Annotated in this window: 22 protein-coding genes and 1 tRNA gene; 12 read left to right on the top strand and 11 right to left on the bottom strand. The window is 53.1% G+C overall.

Annotated elements, in window-relative coordinates:
* Window positions 1–889 (top strand): IS1634 family transposase (locus BUA24_RS02245; protein ID WP_143146338.1); only part of this gene is annotated, 889 nt, incomplete at its 5' end.
* Window positions 890–1,082: 193 nt separating this feature from the next.
* A complete protein-coding gene (locus tag BUA24_RS12085; RefSeq protein ID WP_143146337.1) occupies window positions 1,083–1,319 on the top strand; it encodes a hypothetical protein in 237 nt (78 codons plus the stop codon).
* 70 nt (window positions 1,320–1,389) lie between these two features.
* Here the strand turns inward: BUA24_RS12085 and BUA24_RS11845 are convergent, their stop codons facing one another.
* Window positions 1,390–1,563: a response regulator transcription factor gene (locus BUA24_RS11845; protein ID WP_218587385.1), complete on the bottom strand. Its 174-nt coding sequence runs from the start codon at window positions 1,561–1,563 to the stop codon at window positions 1,390–1,392.
* 133 nt (window positions 1,564–1,696) lie between these two features.
* Entirely contained in the window at window positions 1,697–2,092 is a 396-nt protein-coding gene (locus BUA24_RS12385; protein WP_178138664.1) for a hypothetical protein, read from the bottom strand.
* Here BUA24_RS12385 and BUA24_RS13295 point away from each other — a divergent pair.
* The 5 genes from BUA24_RS13295 (at window position 2,037) to BUA24_RS02210 (ending at window position 6,400) form a co-directional block, all read left to right on the top strand.
* A complete protein-coding gene (locus tag BUA24_RS13295) occupies window positions 2,037–2,534 on the top strand; it encodes a JAB domain-containing protein (protein ID WP_072788302.1) in 498 nt (165 codons plus the stop codon). The two genes, BUA24_RS12385 and BUA24_RS13295, sit on opposite strands and share 56 nt — an antisense overlap.
* A gap of 127 nt (window positions 2,535–2,661) precedes the next feature.
* Window positions 2,662–3,879, top strand: coding sequence for an ISL3 family transposase (locus BUA24_RS02225; RefSeq protein WP_072788300.1), 1,218 nt, complete (start codon window positions 2,662–2,664; stop codon window positions 3,877–3,879).
* Between the two features lie 220 nt (window positions 3,880–4,099).
* Complete coding sequence (locus BUA24_RS02220) at window positions 4,100–5,116, top strand: ImmA/IrrE family metallo-endopeptidase (protein ID WP_218587384.1); 1,017 nt, start codon at window positions 4,100–4,102, stop codon at window positions 5,114–5,116.
* Window positions 5,116–5,604, top strand: a complete 489-nt coding sequence (locus tag BUA24_RS02215; RefSeq protein WP_072788296.1) for a DUF4411 family protein — start codon at window positions 5,116–5,118, stop codon at window positions 5,602–5,604. Before BUA24_RS02220 ends, BUA24_RS02215 begins: the two co-directional genes overlap by 1 nt.
* Window positions 5,605–5,650: 46 nt before the next feature.
* Entirely contained in the window at window positions 5,651–6,400 is a 750-nt protein-coding gene (locus BUA24_RS02210) for a restriction endonuclease (protein ID WP_072788295.1), read from the top strand.
* Here the strand turns inward: BUA24_RS02210 and BUA24_RS02205 are convergent.
* From BUA24_RS02205 to BUA24_RS02190, 4 genes are all read right to left on the bottom strand, one after another.
* Window positions 6,401–6,474 (bottom strand) — tRNA-Met (locus BUA24_RS02205).
* A gap of 73 nt (window positions 6,475–6,547) precedes the next feature.
* Window positions 6,548–9,478, bottom strand: coding sequence for a UPF0182 family membrane protein (locus BUA24_RS02200; protein ID WP_143146335.1), 2,931 nt, complete (start codon window positions 9,476–9,478; stop codon window positions 6,548–6,550).
* 10 nt (window positions 9,479–9,488) lie between these two features.
* On the bottom strand, window positions 9,489–11,795 hold the full coding sequence (locus BUA24_RS02195; protein WP_072788291.1) for a DivIVA domain-containing protein: 2,307 nt from the start codon (window positions 11,793–11,795) through the stop codon (window positions 9,489–9,491).
* An 18-nt stretch (window positions 11,796–11,813) separates the two neighbouring features.
* Window positions 11,814–12,845, bottom strand: coding sequence for a S16 family serine protease (locus BUA24_RS02190; RefSeq protein WP_072788289.1), 1,032 nt, complete (start codon window positions 12,843–12,845; stop codon window positions 11,814–11,816).
* A 50-nt stretch (window positions 12,846–12,895) separates the two neighbouring features.
* Between BUA24_RS02190 and BUA24_RS02185 the strand changes: the two genes are divergently transcribed.
* Window positions 12,896–13,522: a HEAT repeat domain-containing protein gene (locus BUA24_RS02185; protein WP_072788287.1), complete on the top strand. Its 627-nt coding sequence runs from the start codon at window positions 12,896–12,898 to the stop codon at window positions 13,520–13,522.
* Here the strand turns inward: BUA24_RS02185 and BUA24_RS02180 are convergent.
* From BUA24_RS02180 to BUA24_RS02170, 3 genes are read right to left on the bottom strand one after another with little or no spacing between them, the layout of a single operon-like run.
* Entirely contained in the window at window positions 13,514–14,512 is a 999-nt protein-coding gene (locus BUA24_RS02180; protein WP_072788285.1) for a rod shape-determining protein, read from the bottom strand. The two genes, BUA24_RS02185 and BUA24_RS02180, sit on opposite strands and share 9 nt — an antisense overlap.
* Before the next feature lies 1 nt (window position 14,513).
* Complete coding sequence (locus BUA24_RS12380) at window positions 14,514–14,696, bottom strand: hypothetical protein (protein WP_072788283.1); 183 nt, start codon at window positions 14,694–14,696, stop codon at window positions 14,514–14,516.
* Window positions 14,697–14,733: 37 nt separating this feature from the next.
* A complete protein-coding gene (locus BUA24_RS02170) occupies window positions 14,734–15,183 on the bottom strand; it encodes a molybdenum cofactor biosynthesis protein MoaE (RefSeq protein WP_072788281.1) in 450 nt (149 codons plus the stop codon).
* A 523-nt stretch (window positions 15,184–15,706) separates the two neighbouring features.
* Here BUA24_RS02170 and BUA24_RS02160 point away from each other — a divergent pair.
* Both BUA24_RS02160 and BUA24_RS02155 read left to right on the top strand, forming a co-directional pair.
* A complete protein-coding gene (locus tag BUA24_RS02160; RefSeq protein ID WP_072788277.1) occupies window positions 15,707–16,879 on the top strand; it encodes a zinc-dependent metalloprotease in 1,173 nt (390 codons plus the stop codon).
* A gap of 130 nt (window positions 16,880–17,009) precedes the next feature.
* Window positions 17,010–17,957 (top strand): hypothetical protein, encoded by a 948-nt coding sequence (locus BUA24_RS02155; protein ID WP_072788275.1) that lies wholly within the window; start codon window positions 17,010–17,012, stop codon window positions 17,955–17,957.
* A gap of 21 nt (window positions 17,958–17,978) precedes the next feature.
* Here BUA24_RS02155 and BUA24_RS02150 read toward each other — a convergent pair whose 3' ends face one another.
* Complete coding sequence (locus BUA24_RS02150) at window positions 17,979–18,236, bottom strand: hypothetical protein (RefSeq protein ID WP_245790250.1); 258 nt, start codon at window positions 18,234–18,236, stop codon at window positions 17,979–17,981.
* 933 nt (window positions 18,237–19,169) lie between these two features.
* Between BUA24_RS02150 and BUA24_RS02145 the strand changes: the two genes are divergently transcribed.
* On the top strand, window positions 19,170–19,406 hold the full coding sequence (locus BUA24_RS02145; protein ID WP_072788271.1) for a WhiB family transcriptional regulator: 237 nt from the start codon (window positions 19,170–19,172) through the stop codon (window positions 19,404–19,406).
* 46 nt (window positions 19,407–19,452) lie between these two features.
* Window positions 19,453–20,259 (top strand): hypothetical protein, encoded by an 807-nt coding sequence (locus BUA24_RS02140; protein WP_072788269.1) that lies wholly within the window; start codon window positions 19,453–19,455, stop codon window positions 20,257–20,259.
* A 57-nt stretch (window positions 20,260–20,316) separates the two neighbouring features.
* Here BUA24_RS02140 and BUA24_RS02135 read toward each other — a convergent pair whose 3' ends face one another.
* Entirely contained in the window at window positions 20,317–20,610 is a 294-nt protein-coding gene (locus BUA24_RS02135) for a WhiB family transcriptional regulator (RefSeq protein ID WP_072788268.1), read from the bottom strand.
* Window positions 20,611–20,787 lie beyond the last annotated feature (177 nt).

Below are 20,787 nucleotides of genomic sequence, written 5' to 3'. Positions count from 1 at the left end.
GTGGATCACCTGTCTCAGGGCTCCACAGATTCGCACCCTCGTCGATGATGAGGCTCTTTGGCTCGGTCTCTTTGATGAGACGAACCTGGCCGCCATCACCCATCGCAACTATCCAGGTGAGCGCCTGATTGCCTGTCGTAACCCAGATCTGGCACGGCTTCGGGCCAACAAGCGAGAAGAGCTCTTGGTGGCAACCGAGAAGGAGCTCACGAAACTTTTGCGCTCACCGGATAAAAGCAAGTACCCACTGCCCATAAGGGTTGGCCGAGTCCTGGACCGATACAAGATGGCCAAGCACTTTACCTTAGACTTCAACGACAAGGGCTTTGCCTTTGCCAGGGATACCAACGCAATCGCCGCCGAGGCCGCCTTAGATGGAATCTATGTCATCCGTACCTCGGTGAGCCAAGATGACCTTGATGATGCCAAGGCCGTCGAGGCCTACAAGGGCCTAAGTGTCGTCGAGCGCAACTTCCGTCACCTGAAGGTGATCGACCTCGCATTACGCCCGATCCATCACTACAGTGAGAACCGAGTCAGAGCCCACGTGTTTCTTAGCATGCTCGCCCTCTATGTCACCTGGCACCTGAGAGAGGCCCTTGCACCGTTGATGTTTGTCGATAGGGAGATTCCAGAACGTGACGACCCAGTTGCCCCCGCTCTACGATCTGACGCGGCGCATGCCAAAGACGCCACCAAAGGTGGCCCCAATGGTGAGATCATCCATAGCTTTGCAACCTTGCTTGCTCACCTTGGAACCCTCACCAGGAATACGGTGGAATTCACCCAAGGGGTCATCATCGAACAGCTCTCGGTGCCAACCCCCCTACAGCGCCAGGTCTTTGAACTGATTGGATCACCGATCCCCGTCACCATTGGAGGCAAGTGATGCGAACGAAAACACTAATCCCTGACAAAGTACCTGCTAGACGGTAGGATCGGTAGGGGGTTGGGCTTAAGTTCGGCTTAGCTTGCGCCAATCGCTCTGCGGTACTCGCCCTCGGCGATCAGCTCCAGGGGCTTTCGCCTCTCTGTCCTGTGACGAGCTCGGTGACTTACTGCTTGGAGTACAGCTCGTCTGCGTGGCGGTAGGAGAAATCGTCGCCGACTCCGTTGGCGCTGCCCTCGATGTTCTGCAACCGCCAGCTGCGTGCATTCGTGACGGCGGCGAAGACCTCTTCAGTGTTCTGATCGACCGACAAGGTGGTGGAGAAGCTGTCAGTGTTGGCCGATTTTGGGGTCACGTTGTTGCTCCCACGGGGATGGGTCCGGTTGGCTCAACCCATCGAATGCCTTGGGCGGAGCCGGGGCATCGGTAGCGCGCTACGACACTTGCGGCGTTCGGCTACGTAGCCAACAAGACGACGACCGAGTTCGCAGCGGCTGGAGTCAGTCCGTCTTCATGAGCAGCCGTTCGACATGCTTTTCGACCGTGCGGACCGACAGGTACATCGCCTCGGCGATCTGGCAGTTCGAGCGGCCAGCGGCAAGGTGAGAGAGGACATCGACCTCCCGGGAGCGCCGCCTCTTTGCCCTATGCGGAAGTTGGGTAGGACCCCACAAACTTGCCCTATAAGGCATAGGCCGCCGACCCAAACATGCTGATCAGCGGCCTATGCATACGTAAGAAGGCGCACGCAACACCTATACTCGGTGGGGGGCATGATTTGAACCTACGACCTTCGGGTTATGAGCCCTATACTCCTCGTTCGGACCCTCCAACTGGCTCCCATCCCGTCCGCCATATTTGGCGGCTGAACTGGGCTTTTGTCCTCCGCACGGTTCTGGAGCAGGGACGGGGAATCTGACATCCGCCGAGCAGTTTTTGGGATTTTTTTGGGATGGGGGCGACCTCCTCAGAAGTTTTTCCGAACGGGTGCGGAAGGCAACTATCCCGGCTCCCTCCGAGCGTGGTGCGGCTCCATGGCTGACCGTGCGCCACCCCATCCGGTGATGCTCCGACCTCAAGACGTGCTCGGAAGACTGGGTCTCCTTCGGGCGCTCCGCTTCGTCTGGTGGTGGCAACCGACCTTTCCATGAATCCACTTTCACCGGAGGGCACCACGATGGTCCCAAATTCTCTCACCCGCATCCGGACATTCTTCCGACCTCGGAAGGAGCCCGCCTCTCATCCCGAGGCGCTCCAAGAGCGCCATCTCACGCTGCCCCGTCGGATTGACGATCCGGCGAGCGCTGCCAGCACCGCTCGGGCACTTCTCCTCAACCGCAGGGAGGACGTGACACTTGTCCTCTGCATGGACGACCGTCACCGCTTCGTCGGACATGCCGTCGTCGCCGTTGGCTGGGTCCAGGCATCCCGCCTCTCGGCCCGCCCCGTGGTCATGGGGGCCACGGCCTGTCAGGCAACCGGCTGCGTTCTTGTCCGATATGGCCGCTACCGTGCGCTTCACGCCACGGAAGCGGAGGTCGCCTTCCGTGCCATCGCCGATGCAGCGGCCCGTCACGGGCTTGCTGTCGTGGACCATCTAGTGATGGTCCCATCAGGGGAGGGCTCGGCCTTCCTCGGCATGTAACAATCCGCTCCTTCCAGACCAAGGTCAGGGCCTTCTCGTATCATCAAGATATGTTGGTTCCTCGACGTTTCGAGTGGGTAGGGGGATATAATGGTGCTCAACTGCAGGCATTGAGCTGAGGGTAAAGATGGATCAAGGGCAGCACCTCTTCACACTGGCTTTGGGTTTGGTTCCGCCGTGGGCCGTGGATGATGTGCGGTTTACGGTAGAAGAAAAGCGGTTGGACCTACACGTGAACTTCCCAAGGGGTAGTCACTTCCCTTGCCCGACCTGTGGCCAGGACTGCCCTGTCTACGACACCCAGGAGGAGGTATGGCGCCAACTGGACTTCTTTCAGCATGCGGCCTACCTGCACGCCCGAGTATCGCGCAGGCAATGCCCCGAGCACGGCATTCATCTGGTCCCAGTCCCCTGGGCGCGGGAAGGATCGGGATTCACGCTGCTCTTCGAGGCCCTGGTCATGGCCATGGTCCGGGAGATGCCCGTACGGACAGTCGCCCAATTGATCCGGGAGACCGACCAGCGACTCTTGAGGGTGATAGACCACTACGTTGCCCAGGCGCGTGCCCATGTTGACATGGCCGATGTGCAGGCCATCGGCATCGATGAAACCAGCAGCCGGCGCGGCCATGACTACATCACGCTCTTCGTGGATCTGAATGCCCGGCGACTCTTGTTCGCTACTCCCGGCAAGGATGCTCAGACCTTTGAGAAATTCTCCGAAGGCCTACAGGCCCGTGGGGGTAGCGCAAAAAGGATCACCGATGTGAGCATGGATCTCTCCCTAGCCTTCCAAAAAGGGGCTGCCGAGCACCTGCCCAACGCCGAGATTACCTTCGATCGGTTCCACCTCATGAAGCTCGTTAATGAGGCCGTGGATGCCGTGCGCAAAGGGGAGGTCCTCTCCCAGCCAGACCTCAAGAAAAGCCGCTGGCTGTGGCTCAAGAACCCCGGAAAGCTCAATACCAAGCAGAAAGCCAAGCTTCAGGAACTCCTCAAGAACCAGAACCTCAAGACGGCCCAGGCCTATCAATACCGCCTGACCTTCCAGGAGATTTTCACCATCCAAAATCGCCATCAGGGGGCTACACTACTGAAAGCCTGGATGGAGAACGCCAAGGCCAGCGGACTTCGGCCCTTGGTCAAGGTCGCCTACACCGTCATGAATCATTGGGATGGCGTGCTCCGCTGGTTCGAGAGCCAGATCACCAACGGCATCCTGGAGGGCTTCAACAGCCTCCTTCAAGCCGCCAAGGCCAAAGCCCGTGGCTATCGCACCCACAAGAACTTCATCAACATGGCCTACCTGATCCTGGGTAAGCTGGATCTGAGGTTACCCACATGAAACGTCGAGGAGCCGCTATGTTCTGCTCGACCTCCCTCCGATGCGCTGGCGCTCGCCTGCGCTGCGCCTTTGCACGCAGGTCTGAGCCATGACTGTCCGAGTACCCATACGCCCATCGATGCTCGCCTGGGCCAGAGAGCGGTCTCGCCTCTCCCCGGAGGACCTGTTCACACGCTTCCCGGCCCTGTCTGAGTGGGAAGAGGGGTCCAAGCAGCCGACCTTGAAGCAGTTGGAGAAGTTCGCCCAGGCGACCCACACCCCTGTGGGCTACCTGTTCCTTCCGGAGCCTCCGGAGGAGCCACTTCCGGTGCCTGACTTCCGGACCATCGGGGATGTCGAAGTCGGCCACGCCAGTCCTGATCTTCTCGACACCGTCTACCAGTGCCAGCAACGCCAGGAGTGGTACCGGGACTACGCCCGACAGCATCGAGAGGAGCCGGTCCCCTTCGTCGGGACCTTCACCGTCGGAGGCAACGTCATTGACGCTGCTGCCCAGATGCGGGACGTGCTGGCCTTTTCTCCAGACGAACGTGGAAGCAGTTGGAGCGAGGCATTTCGTCGCCTGATCGAACAGGCGGAGGGCAACGGCGTTCTCGTCATGGTCAGCGGCGTTGTTGGGAGCAACACGCACCGCAAGCTCAACCCGAAGGAGTTCCGAGGGTTCGCCCTCTCCGACGAGCTAGCTCCCGTGATCTTCGTCAACGGCTCGGATACGAAGGCGGCACAGATTTTTACTCTTGCTCACGAGCTGGTGCACATCTGGCTTGGCAAGTCTGGAGTCGACGATGCCGACATGGCGACTGCTTCAACGAACGCGATTGAGCGTTGGTGCAACGAGGTCGCTGCTGAGTTCCTTCTGCCGTCCAGCGAGCTTGAAGGTGTCCAGCTTGATTCGGGCAACCTGACAGACGATCTGGAGCGTCTCGCTCGACGATTCAAGGTCAGCACACTTGTGGTGCTTCGGCGTCTCTATGACGCTGGATACTTCACGGAGGCACAGTTCTGGGAGGAGTTCGCCGAGGAGCGTGTCCGAATCCTCGACCTGATCGACGAGGGGGCCTCTGGTAGCGGCAACTTCTACAACACACAACCGGTCAGGGTTAGCAAGCGCTTCGCCCGTGCGCTCATCGAGAGCACCCTCGAAGGGCAGACACTCCATCGGGACGCATTCCAGATGCTCGGCTTCAAGAAGGTGGCGACCTTCAACGAGCTAGCGGTCCGGCTCGGATTCGCCTGATGCCATATCTCCTCGACTCGAACATCTTCATCCAGGCGAAGAACCTCCACTACAGCTTCGATTTCTGCCCAGCGTTCTGGGAATGGATCGACACGGAGCACGCCAATGGCAAGGTGTTCTCGATCGAGAAGGTCCGTTACGAACTGATCGGCGGCGACGACGAGCTGGCTGAGCGGGCGAAGGAACGAGGAGCAGACTTCTTCTTGCCCCCAGACGCCGACGTCGTGCCAAGTCTGGCGACGGTGAGCACCTGGGCTGGTAGCGGGGACTACGAACCTGGGGCGGTAAGCCAGTTCCTCCAGGTTGCCGACTACTACCTCGTCGCTCACGCTCATGCTCACGGCTTCGATGTCGTTACCCATGAGGTCCCCGCTCGGACGGTCAAGAAGATCAAGATTCCAAACGCCTGCATCGCTCTCAACGTCAAGTGCAAGAACCCGTACGACATGCTTCGGACAAAGAAGGCACGCTTCGTGCTCGGTAGGTGAGGGGAAGTGGAATGAAGCTCAACCCTCCCACACGAGGCAACCGCCAATGGAAGACTCGTCTGCACAATCAGCAGAGTTTGAATCCCCGAAGAAGCGGACAGATGCCCACCGCAGGGGATACGAGTTCCAGCCCTTCGTCGGCAACCTCTTCCGTGCGCAGCACTTCAAGGTCGAAGAGAAGGCAGGGATATCAACCCCTCGGCAAGTCGATCTTCTTGCCACACGGGGAGAGGAGGTCTATCTCATCGAAACCAAGTGGCAACAGGACCCGGCAGACATTGACGACGTCGATGCGCTCTTCACTCGGTTGGAGCCCGTTCCTCCTGGCGTCGTTGGGCTCCTCGTGAGCTTTTCTGGATTCACGCAATCCGTGATCGACAAGGTAAAGGAGAAATCCAGTCGACCAGTACTCCTGGTGTCCGAGGTCGAGATCGAACAGGCCCTGGGTTGGAGTGGCGACTTCATCAGCCTCCTCCGCAGGAAGAGGAGCGCACTTCTCACGCACCGTCGAGTGCTGATCGACGAAGTGCCTGAGCCACGCAGCAACGAGGTCCCGGAGGGCTTCATCTGCGGCCCTAGCGGACCCGTGGAAGTTCTTCGAGCGCACCTTGTACTTGTCGGTGACCGGGTCCTTCCCAAGGGAGACCCGCAGCTCACACACCCCACGCTTGATCTCACGCTTCGATCCACGCACGAAAGCAAGCGTAGCGAGATTTTGGGATTGGTTTTGGGATTCTCGTGGGGGAAGCAGAAGGGCCGGTGCGCAAGGGCCGGCCCTGATCTGCTGTTTCTCTAGTGGCGGGGGCAGGATTTGAACCTACGACCTTCGGGTTATGAGCCCGACGAGCTACCTGACTGCTCCACCCCGCGATGACATACTCATTCTATATGCGCTAGGTCCAAGTCACTGTCAAATAGCAAAAGACTACCAGTTATTACACGACTATCCAGGAAGAGTCGTAGACGTTGTTGAAGAGGTGCTCGAGTTGTTCACTCCCAACAAAGCACCGATTGCATCTATGTCTTGTTGATACAACGCTAAGTTGCCACTTTTGAGAGCCGCCTGTGCCTGCAAATATAGATTTGCCGCTTTTGATATAACCGATGACGACTTTTCTCCAGCAACGGGGGTAACAGGTACAGACTGGGATGTCGAGCTACCGTTGCCTTGGGATGCAGCCGCTACTTGATTGTAACCTTGCACTCCAGGAATGTTGACTCCGAAGATATCGTTCAAAGCACCTGCCAAGGTGGGCTCCATCGCAACTTGAGTTCCATAGACAACGATGACCTGCTTGATCTCAGGCAATTGATTCTGCGTGCTTGCGACGTAAAGCGGCCTCACATACATAAGATTTTGCCCGAGAGGTACGATCATCAGAGATCCCAACTGTACCTGTGATCCGTGTTGATCTAGGAGACTTATCTCCTGCGATATCGCCGTCTGCGCAGTAATGCGAGCTGCTGCGAGACCTGGCCCGTCTATCTGTTCTCCAGAGGGAGTCACCAGGCTTACAAGCCTTTGATTCGTGCCGCCGTCGCTCAAACCCACCATTACAGCTGTCAAGTTTTGCTGCACCTGCGTCTGGCTTATCGGCACAAAAGCTTCCACGATCCCAAAGTGAGGCTCATCGGAGTTTGGTAAGGTGAGCTGCTCATATAGAGGCGGCATCGCACTAATCTGGGAGGACACTGGAAACCCTGCTGCATTGGTCGTCACAGTCTGACTTAGAGCAGCGCTGGGAGACCCGTTTCCTGGATTAGGAGACAAAGTCCAGGCACTGCCTGCACTGTAGAAGTTGGAGGCATTGGTAACGTGATACTTGCCATACATAGTGCTTTGCACCACAAAGAGGTCTTCTGGATACCTCATGTGCGATCGCAACGCCTGACTCATCTGCGACATGGGCTTGAACACACCTGGGAACTCAGCCTCATACGCTCGTATGATCGGGTCCCTGGGATCAGAAACGTAGAAAGTCATCTGGCCGGTATAGGCATTGGTGACGACCTTGACGGAGTTTCTCACGTAGTTAAAGTAGGCATTTAGACCACTTGACGGTGAGAGATTCGAAACATCAGCGGCCTGTCCATATGGTAACTGGCTCGTCGTTGTATAAGCATTTTGAACCCAATATATCGAACCGTTCGCAATCACAGGATAGGGATTAGAGCCAAACTTTAGAAACGGTGCCGCATCTTGGGCCTCGACCTGAATGTCTCGCCGCAACATCAGCCGTGAGTTGGTATCGACCAAAGAGGAGATGAGAATGTTGATATCGCCATATCTAAGTGCAAATGCAGCCTTGATCAGGGTTGAGGAAAGCCGCACGCCTCCAGAACCTGCGTAGTGGGTCTCCACGCTCAACCCCGATGGAACCTGGTAATCGATCTCGGGTTGCCGCGAGTTCGCAATTACGTATCCCGGATTATTCAAAGAGTAATACACCTGAGGTTGCGTCAAGGAAGGAGCGCCACTTTGAGCACTTGGGGGGAGATTGGCTAGTAGGAAGTTGGGATTACCGTCCGAGTTGACCTTGTTAGCAGGGGCAACTACCGCACCATATCCATGAGTGTACTGAAGGTGCAGGTTCACCCATGACTGAGACGGAAGGTTTGAGGAGTTTAGTTGCCTTATACCAAGTATGATCGGCGTCTTGGTGCCGTCTATTGAGTAATCGTCTACCGCAAGGGAGTTGAAGTGGTAGTAAGAGCGTATGTCCTGGAGCTTATCGAAGGTAGGAAGTGCGACAGAGGCATCCCACAATCTCACGCCGGCCAGAGTCTTTGCATAAGCTCGGATCCCTTGTCCACTTATATTTTGAGAAGCGTTGTAATTTTGCGTCTGAACATTCTCAAGGCTCATTCCGTAGCGGGTGGCCTCGATGTTACGTGCAATGTAAGGAAGCTCTTTCGTCCCTTGGGCCGGCTGAACCACGAACTGTTGAATAATTGCCGGATATATTGCACCGAGCACCAGTGAGAGGAACGCCCATAGCCCCAAGCCGATAAGCGGCAATACCCACCCCTGCCGCCTTATGTTGATAACAAACAATACACCAGCACCTAAGGATATAAAGACCAACAACGTCAGAGCAGGCAATAAAGCATGTACATCTGTGTAGGCAGCCCCTTCAACGTATCCACTGGTAGATGTGTCGAGCTGAAATCTCTGAAGGTAATACCCATAGGCCTTGACAATGGCTAAGAGAGCTAATAAAACCGACATATGTGCCTTAACCTTCGGAGACACCCTAGGCGCTCGACCCTGGGATCGAATGTTTCCGTTCAGATAGTAAAGACCGGTGGTCAGTATAAAGATGATCACAAGCGCCAGGAAACTCCAACGTACTAGAAACATAAGAAACGGGAGTTTGAAGACGAAAAAGCTATAGTCCATGTGGAACTGTGGATCGACCTTATGAAACGGTACCGAGTGCTGAAAGAGTATGAAGGACTTCCACTGTGCCGAAGCACCTGATCCGACTATGAGAGCTGCAACTAAAGACGCCAGCACTCTAAGAAGTCTGGGGTGACGCTCCTTCGACTGTCCGTAGCGAGCAACCAGTTCATCTTTGTTAGCGTCTACGGGCGGAACCTGTGTTTGCATCTTATCTGCGATGGTAAGGCTGATTAGGCTTAGAACAAAGAACCCGACCGTAAAAGCTCCAGCGAGCTCAAGCTTTGCAAAGAGGGTGTTCCGCCAAACAACAGAGAGATTTATGCTACGGAACCAAAGATAGTCTGTATAAAAGACCGCAATCCCTCTAAGAGACAGGATAAGAACCACTAAGGCAGCGACGACCAGTACAATAACAACCTGTCGCTTTGAGGAGTCGCCTCTCCTCTGAACTATGTCACCGGGAACACGCATAACAACAAAACTAGGCGATAGTTGGGACAATCAGACATCGACAGCCCGGATGCACGGGTGGAACCTTATGACCTGTTGGGAAATCTTCATCTTTTGGATTTGGATTTGCCAGTGTGTTGTCATCACAGTCTGAACAGTTCCCGCCAAGATCGAAGGTTACCCAGTTCAGCGACGAGAGTCCTGGAACGTTACGGACCCCAAGGTTAAAGGCAGAGTTTACATAGTCACCCACGATCTCGTCTACCTTCTGCACGCGCAAGTCCCTGTAGATTGAGTTGATAAGCGCTACTTGATCTTGCCCCTCCCCGCTTTCGATGGAGGAGTAGATCGCCATAACTCTCTTGAGTGAAAGTTCAGCAATCAAAGAGCAGACGTCCTCGGCAACTTGCATCAGCTCCGCTACATCTAACTCCACTTCAACTCCTTGGTCGACGAAAAGCCTAAGCCCCTCGCTCCTAGAACGCTCCAGGTACTCATAGATCTCCATAGAGTGACTATGAAATTTAGTCAAAAGCTCATTTAGCCTCTTCAGAAGCCCATCTACCCCAGACTTTCTTAGTACGTCAAGCAGCTCATTCTGATCGTCTTGAAGCAATCTCTTTACGCGTCTAGACATCTGTAGTGAAGGCTCAGAGAGCGCCTCCTCGCGTCGATTGAGCATCTCGGAGTAGTCTGGAACGCTGGTGTCAGACTGAACGCTTGTTTCGTGCCTGGTCTCGCTTATGAGATCAACTCCTAAAGCAGGCTCTGAAGTCGTTTGATCTTTTAGATCTAGGCTATCTTTCACCGCAACGTCCACTGTTTGCGACGCAACTTGCACTTCTTGAGATCTTCCCTCTCTTAGTCGCTCAAAAAGCTTCTCAAGGAGATCTAGCTGCAAGGATTCTTCGACTGCTTCCTCAGGTTCGTGAGAGTCGTTCGCATGCGAACTATGAGCAATGGTTTCCCTATATTTCAAAGGTTCGTCTGTTTCATCATCCACATCTTGCGGATCTGTTTCCCCCGTCGACAATGCGGCAAACACCTCTGTTTTTTCCTCATCGATTCCCCAAGATGGGTCACCAGCGACAGAGGTCTCATCACTTCCGTGCACCTCCGTCTCGAGAACTTGATCATCGAAACATACCGTGGCCGCAGCCTCTACGTCCACGGGAAAACTTTTATCATCAAAGTCATCTACGAGGCTCTCATCGTCCAAAGGCTCGCTGTCAAAACTGCTATCACCTAGAACTTCAGCTGAGGTTGGGATGGGCCTTATCGAGATCACACCTTCATACAGATCTTCTGTGTGCAACTCGCCCGCAACACGGTTTTCTTCTACGAAACCTTTCGCCTCCGACTGCAAAGTATCGGAATCTTTGGTGACCTCGCCTGCAGCTTCATTTCGAGCAGAGTCTTCGCTCTGGTCATCGAGATCGGAACCCCTACCTCTAGATAAGAGGTCACCTAGGCGATGTTCAGTTGGCAGATCTTCGTGGTCGCTAGCTCCTAAGGTGTCTCCCTCCTCATAAAGGGGGGTAAGCAAGTTTTCCTCGTGTGCGAGGCTCAGATCTTCGGCGACTAGAACATTGCCTTCGAGTTCGTCTTCAACACCCTGTGTCTCCAGAACGTCTGACACGACTGATCTGCCAACTATGTCTCTTTTCACTTCAGAGAGGACGGTCTCTGCGGCGCTAAGCATCTGCAAAAGCGTGGTCCGTGAGGTTTCCAACTCCTCAATATCGCTATTGAGGAGTTCAATTCTGCTCTGCATCTCATTGAATACCTTGCTACGAAGTTCCCGAGCCCTATGAAGAAGTGATCGACCTTCCGCCTTTGCACGTTCCGAGATACTCTGAGCTCCCTGTTCAGCTAGCGCAATGATCTCGGTAGCCTCTGCCTTGGCCCTGTCCACAATTTCTCTGGCTCGTTCTGCAGCCTCCGTCATCTGAGCCTCGGCAGCAACTGATGCTTGGAGTTCTAGATCAGTAGCCTGCCTTTCAGCCTTCGAAATAATGTCTTTAGCGTTCAGCTCAGCACGCTTTCTTATCGACGAGGAGATGTCATGTGCGCTTCGCAAGATCTCGGAGGCTTGCTTACCAAAGATCTCTGTAACTCTATCGATGTCAAGTTCTGGGTTCTCAACCTGTCGTCTTAGTTCTTCCAACTCCCCCTGCAAGCGCTGGTTGTCCCGCTCTAGCTCCTCTATCCTAAGCTTTAGACGCTCGAGATAAGGGTAGACCTCCCTCTGATCCAGCCCCTTACGAACAATGGGGAATCTTGGCGTAGTCTCGGATCCACCGTTCACAACTCCCTCACCCTCTCTAATACCGCGCATAGCAATAGCTTAGGTACTCTAAGAGATACCTCGCAGCCCCTTTATAGCATCAATTGCCTGCGAAAGGCTTGAGACGCCTATGATTGTGAGCTTCTTCCCTACATAGGTTCTCGCTTGAGACACCTGTTGCTTAGGAACCAGGAAGATCTTGACACCGGCTCTATAAACCGCAACGGCTTTCTGAGGGACTCCTCCAACTTCACCAACGATCCCGTTCGGCGCTATGGTCCCCGTCGCTGCTACCTTGACACCTCTAGCAAACCTATGGTGCGAGAGTTCCTGCACCAGTTGCAGAGCGAAGGCTAGACCTGCCGACGGACCTCCAATCTCACCTGTAGCTATCTTGATCGATCCAGGCAGAACGTAAAATACTCCCTGGGTGTACTCGACTCCTAAAAAGGCCTTCTTTCCGTTACGTGGATCGCTCCCAAGCTTTACGGTAAAGCTGATACGTTTGAAGTCTAAAGAACTGGAGTTGACGTTTTGCCTAATCACTAACAATCTAACGACTGAGCCAGGGGGGTAGGATGTGATTGCGGCCGCAAACGTCGACATCGAAGTAACCGTCTTACCTCCTACTTCCGTTACGAGATCACCGGGTCGTAATACGCCGTAAGCCGGTGTCCCAGGAACGGTGGCAAGAACCTCAGCGCCGTATACCTCCGGTACGCGACGGTTTAGGTAGCTAAACGCTGCAACTCCGGCGGCAAGTTTTGCGTTCGCCATCTGGGAGAGCTGCTGCTGAGAGAACTGGGATGGATCGGAACTCCCCACTATCTCTGAAGCGGGATAGATCGAGACGTCAGAGACAACGTGATCGTATATCCACAGAATCGGAGTCAAGTGGATAAGGGTAACATCGGTCATGTAGATGGAGCCGACGTAATCCTTGGGTCGCACCTGGGGAACCGTCACCAAGGTAGCCGTGTCAATAGCCTGGCCCGGCGAGATCGAGTATTCAGGGATCGAGAACCCAGTCGCCCATCCAATCAACACCACCACCGGAAGCGCCATAAAGAAAAAACGCCACCTAATCGCCGTCTTTGCCAACTTTCACCTTCATCCACGCTGCACTTTGAAGCTATATTAGATACATACCGATGCAAGAACCCCAAACTAACGGCTTTGATCCCAACTCACTTTTTAACCTAGCAAGGAGTTCTCTAAAGCGGGACTCAGCCGAACTGCGCAGACATCTAAGAAAGGGACTTGCCACAAAACACGACTTTGAGCTGACTGCGGCTCTAGCAGTTAGAGGCCTATGGAACATGTCGTTCCCACTAACAGAACATGAGGTAGCTGAACTAGTCGAAGATCTATCCAAGACCACCTTGGTTACCGAAGTTGCACTTACCTACGCCGGTAGATACAGATCGGTCCTAGCTGTACTCGTAGAGCAAGATAACTACGAACGCCCTCTTGAGGCAGCTTGTTTCACGATCGGCGAGATCAAAGATCTATCCTTCATATCTCGACTACAAGAACTCGCCCAAGGCTCTAAGTACGACAGTGTACGGGAGTCTGCCATTGCAGCGCTGGGAAGCTTAGGTGACCCTTCTTCGCTTACGACCATCCTTGAAGCGCTTTCGGACAAGGTCTATATACGCAGGCGTGCAGTAGTCGCTCTCTCGAACTTCGAGGGTCCTGATGTCGAAGAGGCCCTACGTCACGCGTGTAAAGACCGAGACTTCCAAGTTAGAGCAATCGCTGAAGATCTCCTACGATAGAGATACAGCCCTAGTAACCTTTGAACTCCCTGTCATGAGCGAAAGTACACCCTCAACTACCGCAGAGCTGGGTCTTGACAAGACAATAACATCGACCTTTGATGAGTATGAGAGCATTTCCTTTAGTCCTTGGACAACCGAAAGACCCCCAATGAAGGTCAACCCCTGGTAACTTATGTCGGCCACCAACTCAGCCTCACACTTTGAAAATACCAAGGAGGGCAGAGAGGCTATCTCTTTGAAGATGGGTAGAACCTCATCTATAAACAGTGAATCCTCCACGCGAACCTGCCGAGTCTCACCTGTCTTGGAATCTCTACCCCACAGATCCGCAACTCTTACCTTGTCGCGCCGCCCAAGGGATATTAGATGCTCTTTAACCTGCTCAACAGTGTCCGGAGAGACAAGAAGTCCAAAGTTATCCAGGATCGCCTTAGAAATACGACGAGACACCTTCACGCCGCCAGCATTTGTGGAGGTCACTGCAGTCATCTGCCCAAGAGAAAACACCGCAGCCTCACTTCGTGCAGCACCGGCGATCACGGTCATAAATCCGTCCGCTTTAGAGCCGTCCATACCACCTACGAGCGATCCCGCCATGAGCGATGGCACGAGGACGACGGCTTTTGATCCAATCTCTCGTAAGCACCCAGCTAAGACCTCGGTCTCAAGAGGCGTCATCTGGGAGGGAGTCGCTACTCCTATACGAAACTTCGAGGGCGAGGGCAAGCCTATCTGGTTGAAGAGGGTTCGAACATAAGGTGCTACGGCCTCCGGGTCTGCCGTCATACCATGCCCAAAGGGTGCCTTGATCACATGACGACCACCACTTCTCCTTACCAGGTCGTAAGCGGCTTCACCACAGGCTCTAATCGAGCTACTACCTGCATCAACGGCAACAACAGACCAAGAGTCGTAGATTAGACCCTTGCCTTGTAAAGCTACTCTAGTCTTGCTGGCCCCTACATCGATAGCACAAACCAGGTCCACCTCAACCCTCGTTGCGGCTAGATCCCCGCACACTTTCGGCTGAGTGAGACAGCGCCTGAATCGTCTTTGCAAAGTCTTGAATTCCCGACTCGAAAGACTTGGGTTTCCGATCACGCAAGCTAAACACTAGGCCTGCTACAATAGCAGCGGCCACAGGAACAACTATGTACAGTAATACACTCACCCCAAACACCCCTTCTAAAGTGCATTCTATGACTTCGCTAATCGATAATCGTCGTCGCTACACTAGACCAGTCTTCTCCACCTGACCAAGTCTCCTTCTTCCAGATTGGAGCTTTCACCTTTAGGGAGTCAATGGCGTACTTGGCTCCTAGAAACGCTTCGTCCCTGTGTTCCGAACCCACGGCTACCACTACCGAGGATTCCGAAAGATCCAGCTTCCCTAATCTATGTACAATTGCGACTCTTCTCACCCCTTGATACAACTCAAATACATTCTCGGCTATTTCTTCAAGTTTCTTGACCGCAAGAGACTCAAACGCCTCGTAGGTCAGGGCGGTCACATTAATTCTTCCTTCAGAAAAGTCTCGCACGATTCCCGAGAACAGTACCACAGCTCCACATGACGAGTCGAGACAAAACTCGTAGAGCTTTCCCACCGATATCTCATCGTCTTGCAGGGAAACCCAGATCTTGCTTGAATCTACCATTGGCCCAGACAGTCCTCACAGCCCCTTTTTAGAAGCAAAAACACAACGTATGAAACCCAGTTAGAGATCTCACAGTAAAGATGATTCTACAGCACGAAACTTGTTGCTAGAGATCTTTCTTGGCTGCTTCAGCACGCCTTTAAACACGACAACCAAAGTGACCTCGTTGCCAATCCACCGATGCAACACTGCTTTGCCTATACACCTTTGGGGATCTCCCCTTGATGTGAAGCCTATCGGGTATCGGGGTCGCACGCAGTAGAAAATTCGCTTGCGTCGACCGAACCTCGGTGTCTGATACAGAGGAAGGCAAAAAGCCCGCATAAGTCAATGCAGTGGTAACCAAAAGCTCCAGTACAGGTGAGACTCCAAAGATTGCCGAAAACTTCGTGCAGCACTACTTGGCTTTTAAGAGTGGTCTGACCTACACACGCCTTCGACCACGTACTTTGGGCAAGCAGACCCTACCTTACTCATGGATACACCCTATCGGCAGCTCAGAAAAATCAAATAGACTTCGAGTATGAGCGATGAAACCCCTGGATCGAACAACCCTTTCGACTATCTACTAAACGACCTAATGAGAACACTTGCCTCAAACAATGTGAAGGCGTCCGACTTCATCGCCCAGTTTTCACTATTGCCCGTATCGGAACCGCAATATGAATCGAACGTCGACCCTCTGCAAAGAGTCAAGTATGAGCAGCTCTTCGAGGTCGCCAAACTACACCTAGTAAATACCGATTTATTGGCAAGTACTTCAGTATCGTCTTTGAAGCTTGAACTTGTCAACCCAAGAGGACTTGTAGACGTGCTGATGAAACAGTGGAACACCTACATCTCGATCCTCGCTGAGACACTAGGTATGTCGAGTTCACCTATGCCTATGCCACAAAATTTAGGCATTGAAAGTCCGATCGCGATGGTGGTGGGGCAGCTCGGAAACGCAATGTCCCCCATGATATCGGGAGCCCAGATCGGATCTGTTTTGGGCCACTACTGCAAAGATGCGATGAGGGCCCTCGAGCTGTCCATTCCCATGAACAGCACAGATAAGACGATACTTGTTCCATACTCAGTCTCGAAGTTCGCTAAAGAGTGGAATCTAGATCTTGACCAGGTCATGCTCTGGACCCTGGTTCAAGAGATGACAACCGCATTGGTGCTCGGGATAAAGGAGTTCCGAGATCACTTCGACGTCCAGATTCGGCTCCATCTTGCAGACATGAGGGCTGATGTGAACGCCATGATGGACAAACTGCGAGAGATAAACCCGACGGATCCAGAGGCTCTGCAGGCAATATTTGCCGACCCCACGGAGCTGGTGGGAAGCGAAATGACTGAGGCCCAGCGTATCAATTATGCAAATATCGAGGTAACGCTAGTGGTTATCGAAACAACTCTCAACATCGTGAGTCGCCGGATCGCCACCGCTCTTTTCGGGGAGTTCTACCTAATCGAAGAGGCCTCGAGGCGACGCAGGATCGATGGATCACAACCGGAGTTGCTTTTAGGCCGAATGTTCGGAATCGATATATCCTCCCGCGTCATCGAACTTGCAAGTGAGTTTGCGAACTACATATCTGAGCGTGAATGTCAAGAGGATCTCGCAAAAGCACTTCTTCAGCCCGAATATCTCCCGACTCCTGAGGAGCTAGAGGACTTTGAGCTCTGGAGAATTAGAGTTGAGGCCTGACCCTGGTGCTCACTATAAGTGAGAATTTTGCAAACTCGCAGGATTACATGTAAGTAATTCCTCACACATTGTCGATAGGAATACAGAGGCGAGCGCCACACTGTGAACGACGGCATGACTAGGAGCGGGTATGAACAAAGACGACGGACGAGGTTATAACTCCGAGTTTTCATGGTTTGAGATAGACACCACTGACGTAGACGCCTCAGACTCTACCTTTGCCTATAAACACGCGTGGCTAGAGTCTGAAGAGTTCAACACAGAGAGTACGTCATACCCAAAAGACGGCTTGCTAAGTGACCAGGACTTTAGGGTTCAAGGAGATCCTCTCGACACTACAGCACTATCGACGGTCTCGATGTCCCTTTACCCTAGCAACACTAATATGCAGCTAGACAACTCGGGTCTCTCCACTAACCTTTCTTCACACGAGGGAGAGGACTCGTCATCTATCTACATCCACCCACTGCCCCTCGATGCCGACCAAACTCCATCGATCCCGGTCCCCGACCACAGCGTTACAGACTCAAATCCAGCGCCGAATCCAATAATGGACAAACCGGAAGAGGATCGAAACCTCCATGAAGACTCAACTACGATCTCTAGTCAAAGTACAACTAACACAACCTACAGCCGCCAGGAGACATGGACAAGGTTGAGCAAGGTAGCTGCTCTAGGTTTACGGCCCGGGGAGGCCCTCAAGCCCTTCCCTAAGGCGGTAAGCGAGGAGGTCAACCCCGTCAGTGAATCTACTGCTGAGACCAAAAGACCGATCGATACCTACCACAAAGTACAAGGGCTTCTCGAGGGACTGGACGATTTACAGCCAAACACAGATCCGACAACCCGACTAGGTAACGAGCGCAATAAGCAGGAAATCGATCGGGAAGACTCGTCCTTCGAAGAGCATCCCTTTTTCACGACCATGGAACTGAAGAACAAGGTTTTTGAGCAGACCGGAAAGCTCGACGAGACACTAGAGAAGACGACCGACCGCCTCGAACGACAAGGATGGGACCCACGCTCGGACGACCTTGTGGTTTCAGCAAAGAGACGATGGGGACTAAAAAAGCACTAACAGGGATATCGACTTAGGCCCTCAATCCACAGAACCAGGTATATCCCACTCCAGTATTACGCCTTCGCGCTCTGCATCCCTGATAACCCGCTCGCGATTCCGCCTGAACTGTGGATCGTTCACTGGGAGCATGAGTAGCCGTGCTAAAACCCTTTGCCTAAACTCATCGACCAAACGTGCATCTCCTGATACGTGGCGTACCTCCCAGTGTGGTGCAACAGGCCCAAGATAAACAATCACGACTTTAGCACGCGGCGGCGTAACCAACTCTGCGTCCAACAAGCACCTCTTCTCGATGGTCCAACTACCACAGTAGACCTTTGCCTATATTAGCTGTACGCCTTGACACATACGACCCTGAGAAGTCTACTGTCATGCAAAGGCCGATCAGCACGCAACTACGGTGGCTGACGGAGTTGCTCGACGCACTCTACTTGAAATGTGTCATTGCGGTCACGTCAGAAGGACACTGACCAGTATCTTTGCGTGGTCCCGCCGAAGAGTCTATTAGCAGCACTTTGAAGACCGCACAGCATGTAACGAGATCGAAGAAGTCGCAAAAACAGGTGCGCGCCAACTTCAGCAGTATCACGCTGCCAAGACTTAAGACAGCTCGAAAGCCTAAAAATCCTGATCGACCGTCTTTAGACGATAAGTATGGCTTGGAGCGACCATAACCACTGCGGTTGCACAAGGAGCGCCATCTCCTATGTGCGACTGTACCTTACACAGTCGGCGATGATCTAAACCTTCAAACCTCGTATCTGGCATATAAATGAAACACGGCGGGTAAACCATCCGTCGAGATAGGCAGAACCGACTATCAGACCGCTAACGCATACTCGGTCGGTTGCGGCCACCGGCCTGTTGCACTCGACCGACTGGATACTACGGAAATCACATGAGAGATCACTTGGATTTCTTGCCAGCTAGCTTTGAGGTACACCTTAGTCACAAGGAATTCCCTCAGAGTCGAGATCACGCACGATGCGCATAGAGGTCAGAACGACGCTACGATCAAGGTGACGTGTCCGGGGTCTTAACTATTCATGAATCACTAACCAGATCCCACGATATAAATAACTCAAGGGTAAAAATAAGGAGAAGCCGAACTCTTTTGCACCTTGTTACTCTAAAGTAATAAAGTGAATCTAGTCGGAAAAGACGTAGTCATATGGTCCTTGAAACGGGGGAACATTGGATAGTTCTTGGATGCAGTTTGGACTTTGTCGAGACATTGAACCGGTTGTCTTCTTCCCAAGTGATGGTGTGGGTGTTGACAAAGCAAGAAAGATCTGCCAATCCTGTAAGGTACGTGAGCAGTGTCTTGAGTACGCTTTGAAGCTGAAGATAGAACATGGAGTTTGGGGCGGCGCATCGGAGAGGGAAAGACGTAGAATAAATCGACGTCGCAAGCTCGCCGTACTCTCGGAGTCTAACTCCGCTTAGTCTAATCAGGTGAGATTCGTCGCATAACTAGAAGGAGAGTCTCGCCGTGATAGAGTGCGTGCTAAATATCTCAGAGGGGTCGAACTACGCAGCGTTGACTGACCTAGCGAATCTATCAAGCCGAAGCCTACTAGATCTCCACTTCGATCCCCACCACAATCGCTCCGTGTTCACCCTTGCAGGGGATCATCTATTAGAGGACCTTATGGAGATGACGCTCTACTGTGCTGCTCACCTAAACATCGACAGCCACAGTGGGGTACATCCAAGACTGGGAATCATCGACGTAGCGCCCTTCATTCCGAAAATGGGTTCGTCTTTCGATGAAGCTGAGGCTATGAGACAGGCGTTCGCTGAGTTCTTGGCACGGGAGTTGGATGTTCCAAGCTTCTACTACGGCAAAGAAAGATCTCTACCATACGTAAGGAAACACGCCTTTCAGGGCCTGATGCCAGATATCGGTCCGCAAGAGTCGCATAAGTTCCTTGGAGCTTCATGTCTAGGTGTGAGATCCCCGTTGATAGCCTATAATCTCGTACTAGATACAGATATCGAAAGTGCTAAGCGACTTGCAGCAAGCATTCGCTCCTCAGACGTACGGGCACTAGCTTTCAAAGTAGGTGAGTACGTTCAACTCTCCACCAACCTAATCAACCCAGGTAGCTATGGGCCATTGGACCTCTACTTTGACATACGCAAAGCCTTCCGAATCCTAAAGGGTGAGATGGTGGGAGTTATAGATGATGAGTACCTAGCCCAAATCCCTGAAAGGTTTCGACCAACGCTGGACATCTACTATGAAGACACCTTTCAAAGTCGACTAAGAAACGGTTACGAGCCTCCACTCATATGACACTATCGACATCATCTCAATCCACCAAGAGCGCCTTGCAACTTTTTAGCACGTAACCTAGGAGAATCTCGTCCTTACCACAGCAGATATTCTCTCTCTGTCGCTCTTCAGCTTACGGCGCTCCCGCTCCGACAGGCCACCCCAGATCCCAAACTCCTCATCGTTCTCGAGCGCATACTCAAGGCATTCAACGCGTACCTCACAACTTCGGCACATCGCCAGAGCTGATGCGGATGGCACTCCTCTTTGGGGATAAAAGACAGAGTTGCTAGCACCCCTACACCGAGCACGTTCGAACCAGGACAGGCCATCCCTTCCGATCCCGGTGGACGTTCTTGAAACCACGTACATTAAGCCCCCTTTTAGTGCAGTCGTTCGAGAGTACACCAATATGCAAGTCACACGGACTTTAGGTTTGGGTAAGTCTAACTCCAACCCACAACGCCGTTCTCACCCAATAGAGCTAGCGAGGGTACGATAACGAGTCCCATCGACAACCTCCTTCTCCCTAGAACATGGGGATATGTA

Origin of the sequence: Ferrithrix thermotolerans DSM 19514 (assembly GCF_900128965.1) — a bacterium.
In the GTDB taxonomy this organism is placed as follows: domain Bacteria; phylum Actinomycetota; class Acidimicrobiia; order Acidimicrobiales; family Acidimicrobiaceae; genus Ferrithrix; species Ferrithrix thermotolerans.
The sequence above is the reverse complement of the archived record's forward strand: the minus strand, read 5'-3'. Positions and strand labels throughout refer to the sequence as shown.

What these genes read in the sequence shown, in the direction of transcription:
- BUA24_RS13295 (WP_072788302.1), top strand. Translation starts at nt 2,037, where the DNA reads ATGAATCCACTTTCACCGGAGGGCACCACGATGGTCCCAAATTCTCTC.
- BUA24_RS12385 (WP_178138664.1), bottom strand. Translation starts at nt 2,092, where the DNA reads ATGCGGGTGAGAGAATTTGGGACCATCGTGGTGCCCTCCGGTGAAAGT.
- BUA24_RS02225 (WP_072788300.1), top strand. Translation starts at nt 2,662, where the DNA reads ATGGATCAAGGGCAGCACCTCTTCACACTGGCTTTGGGTTTGGTTCCG.
- BUA24_RS02215 (WP_072788296.1), top strand. Translation starts at nt 5,116, where the DNA reads ATGCCATATCTCCTCGACTCGAACATCTTCATCCAGGCGAAGAACCTC.
- BUA24_RS02210 (WP_072788295.1), top strand. Translation starts at nt 5,651, where the DNA reads ATGGAAGACTCGTCTGCACAATCAGCAGAGTTTGAATCCCCGAAGAAG.
- BUA24_RS02200 (WP_143146335.1), bottom strand. Translation starts at nt 9,478, where the DNA reads ATGCGTGTTCCCGGTGACATAGTTCAGAGGAGAGGCGACTCCTCAAAG.
- BUA24_RS02195 (WP_072788291.1), bottom strand. Translation starts at nt 11,795, where the DNA reads ATGCGCGGTATTAGAGAGGGTGAGGGAGTTGTGAACGGTGGATCCGAG.
- BUA24_RS02185 (WP_072788287.1), top strand. Translation starts at nt 12,896, where the DNA reads ATGCAAGAACCCCAAACTAACGGCTTTGATCCCAACTCACTTTTTAAC.
- BUA24_RS02170 (WP_072788281.1), bottom strand. Translation starts at nt 15,183, where the DNA reads ATGGTAGATTCAAGCAAGATCTGGGTTTCCCTGCAAGACGATGAGATA.
- BUA24_RS02160 (WP_072788277.1), top strand. Translation starts at nt 15,707, where the DNA reads ATGAGCGATGAAACCCCTGGATCGAACAACCCTTTCGACTATCTACTA.
- BUA24_RS02155 (WP_072788275.1), top strand. Translation starts at nt 17,010, where the DNA reads ATGAACAAAGACGACGGACGAGGTTATAACTCCGAGTTTTCATGGTTT.
- BUA24_RS02145 (WP_072788271.1), top strand. Translation starts at nt 19,170, where the DNA reads ATGCAGTTTGGACTTTGTCGAGACATTGAACCGGTTGTCTTCTTCCCA.
- BUA24_RS02135 (WP_072788268.1), bottom strand. Translation starts at nt 20,610, where the DNA reads ATGTACGTGGTTTCAAGAACGTCCACCGGGATCGGAAGGGATGGCCTG.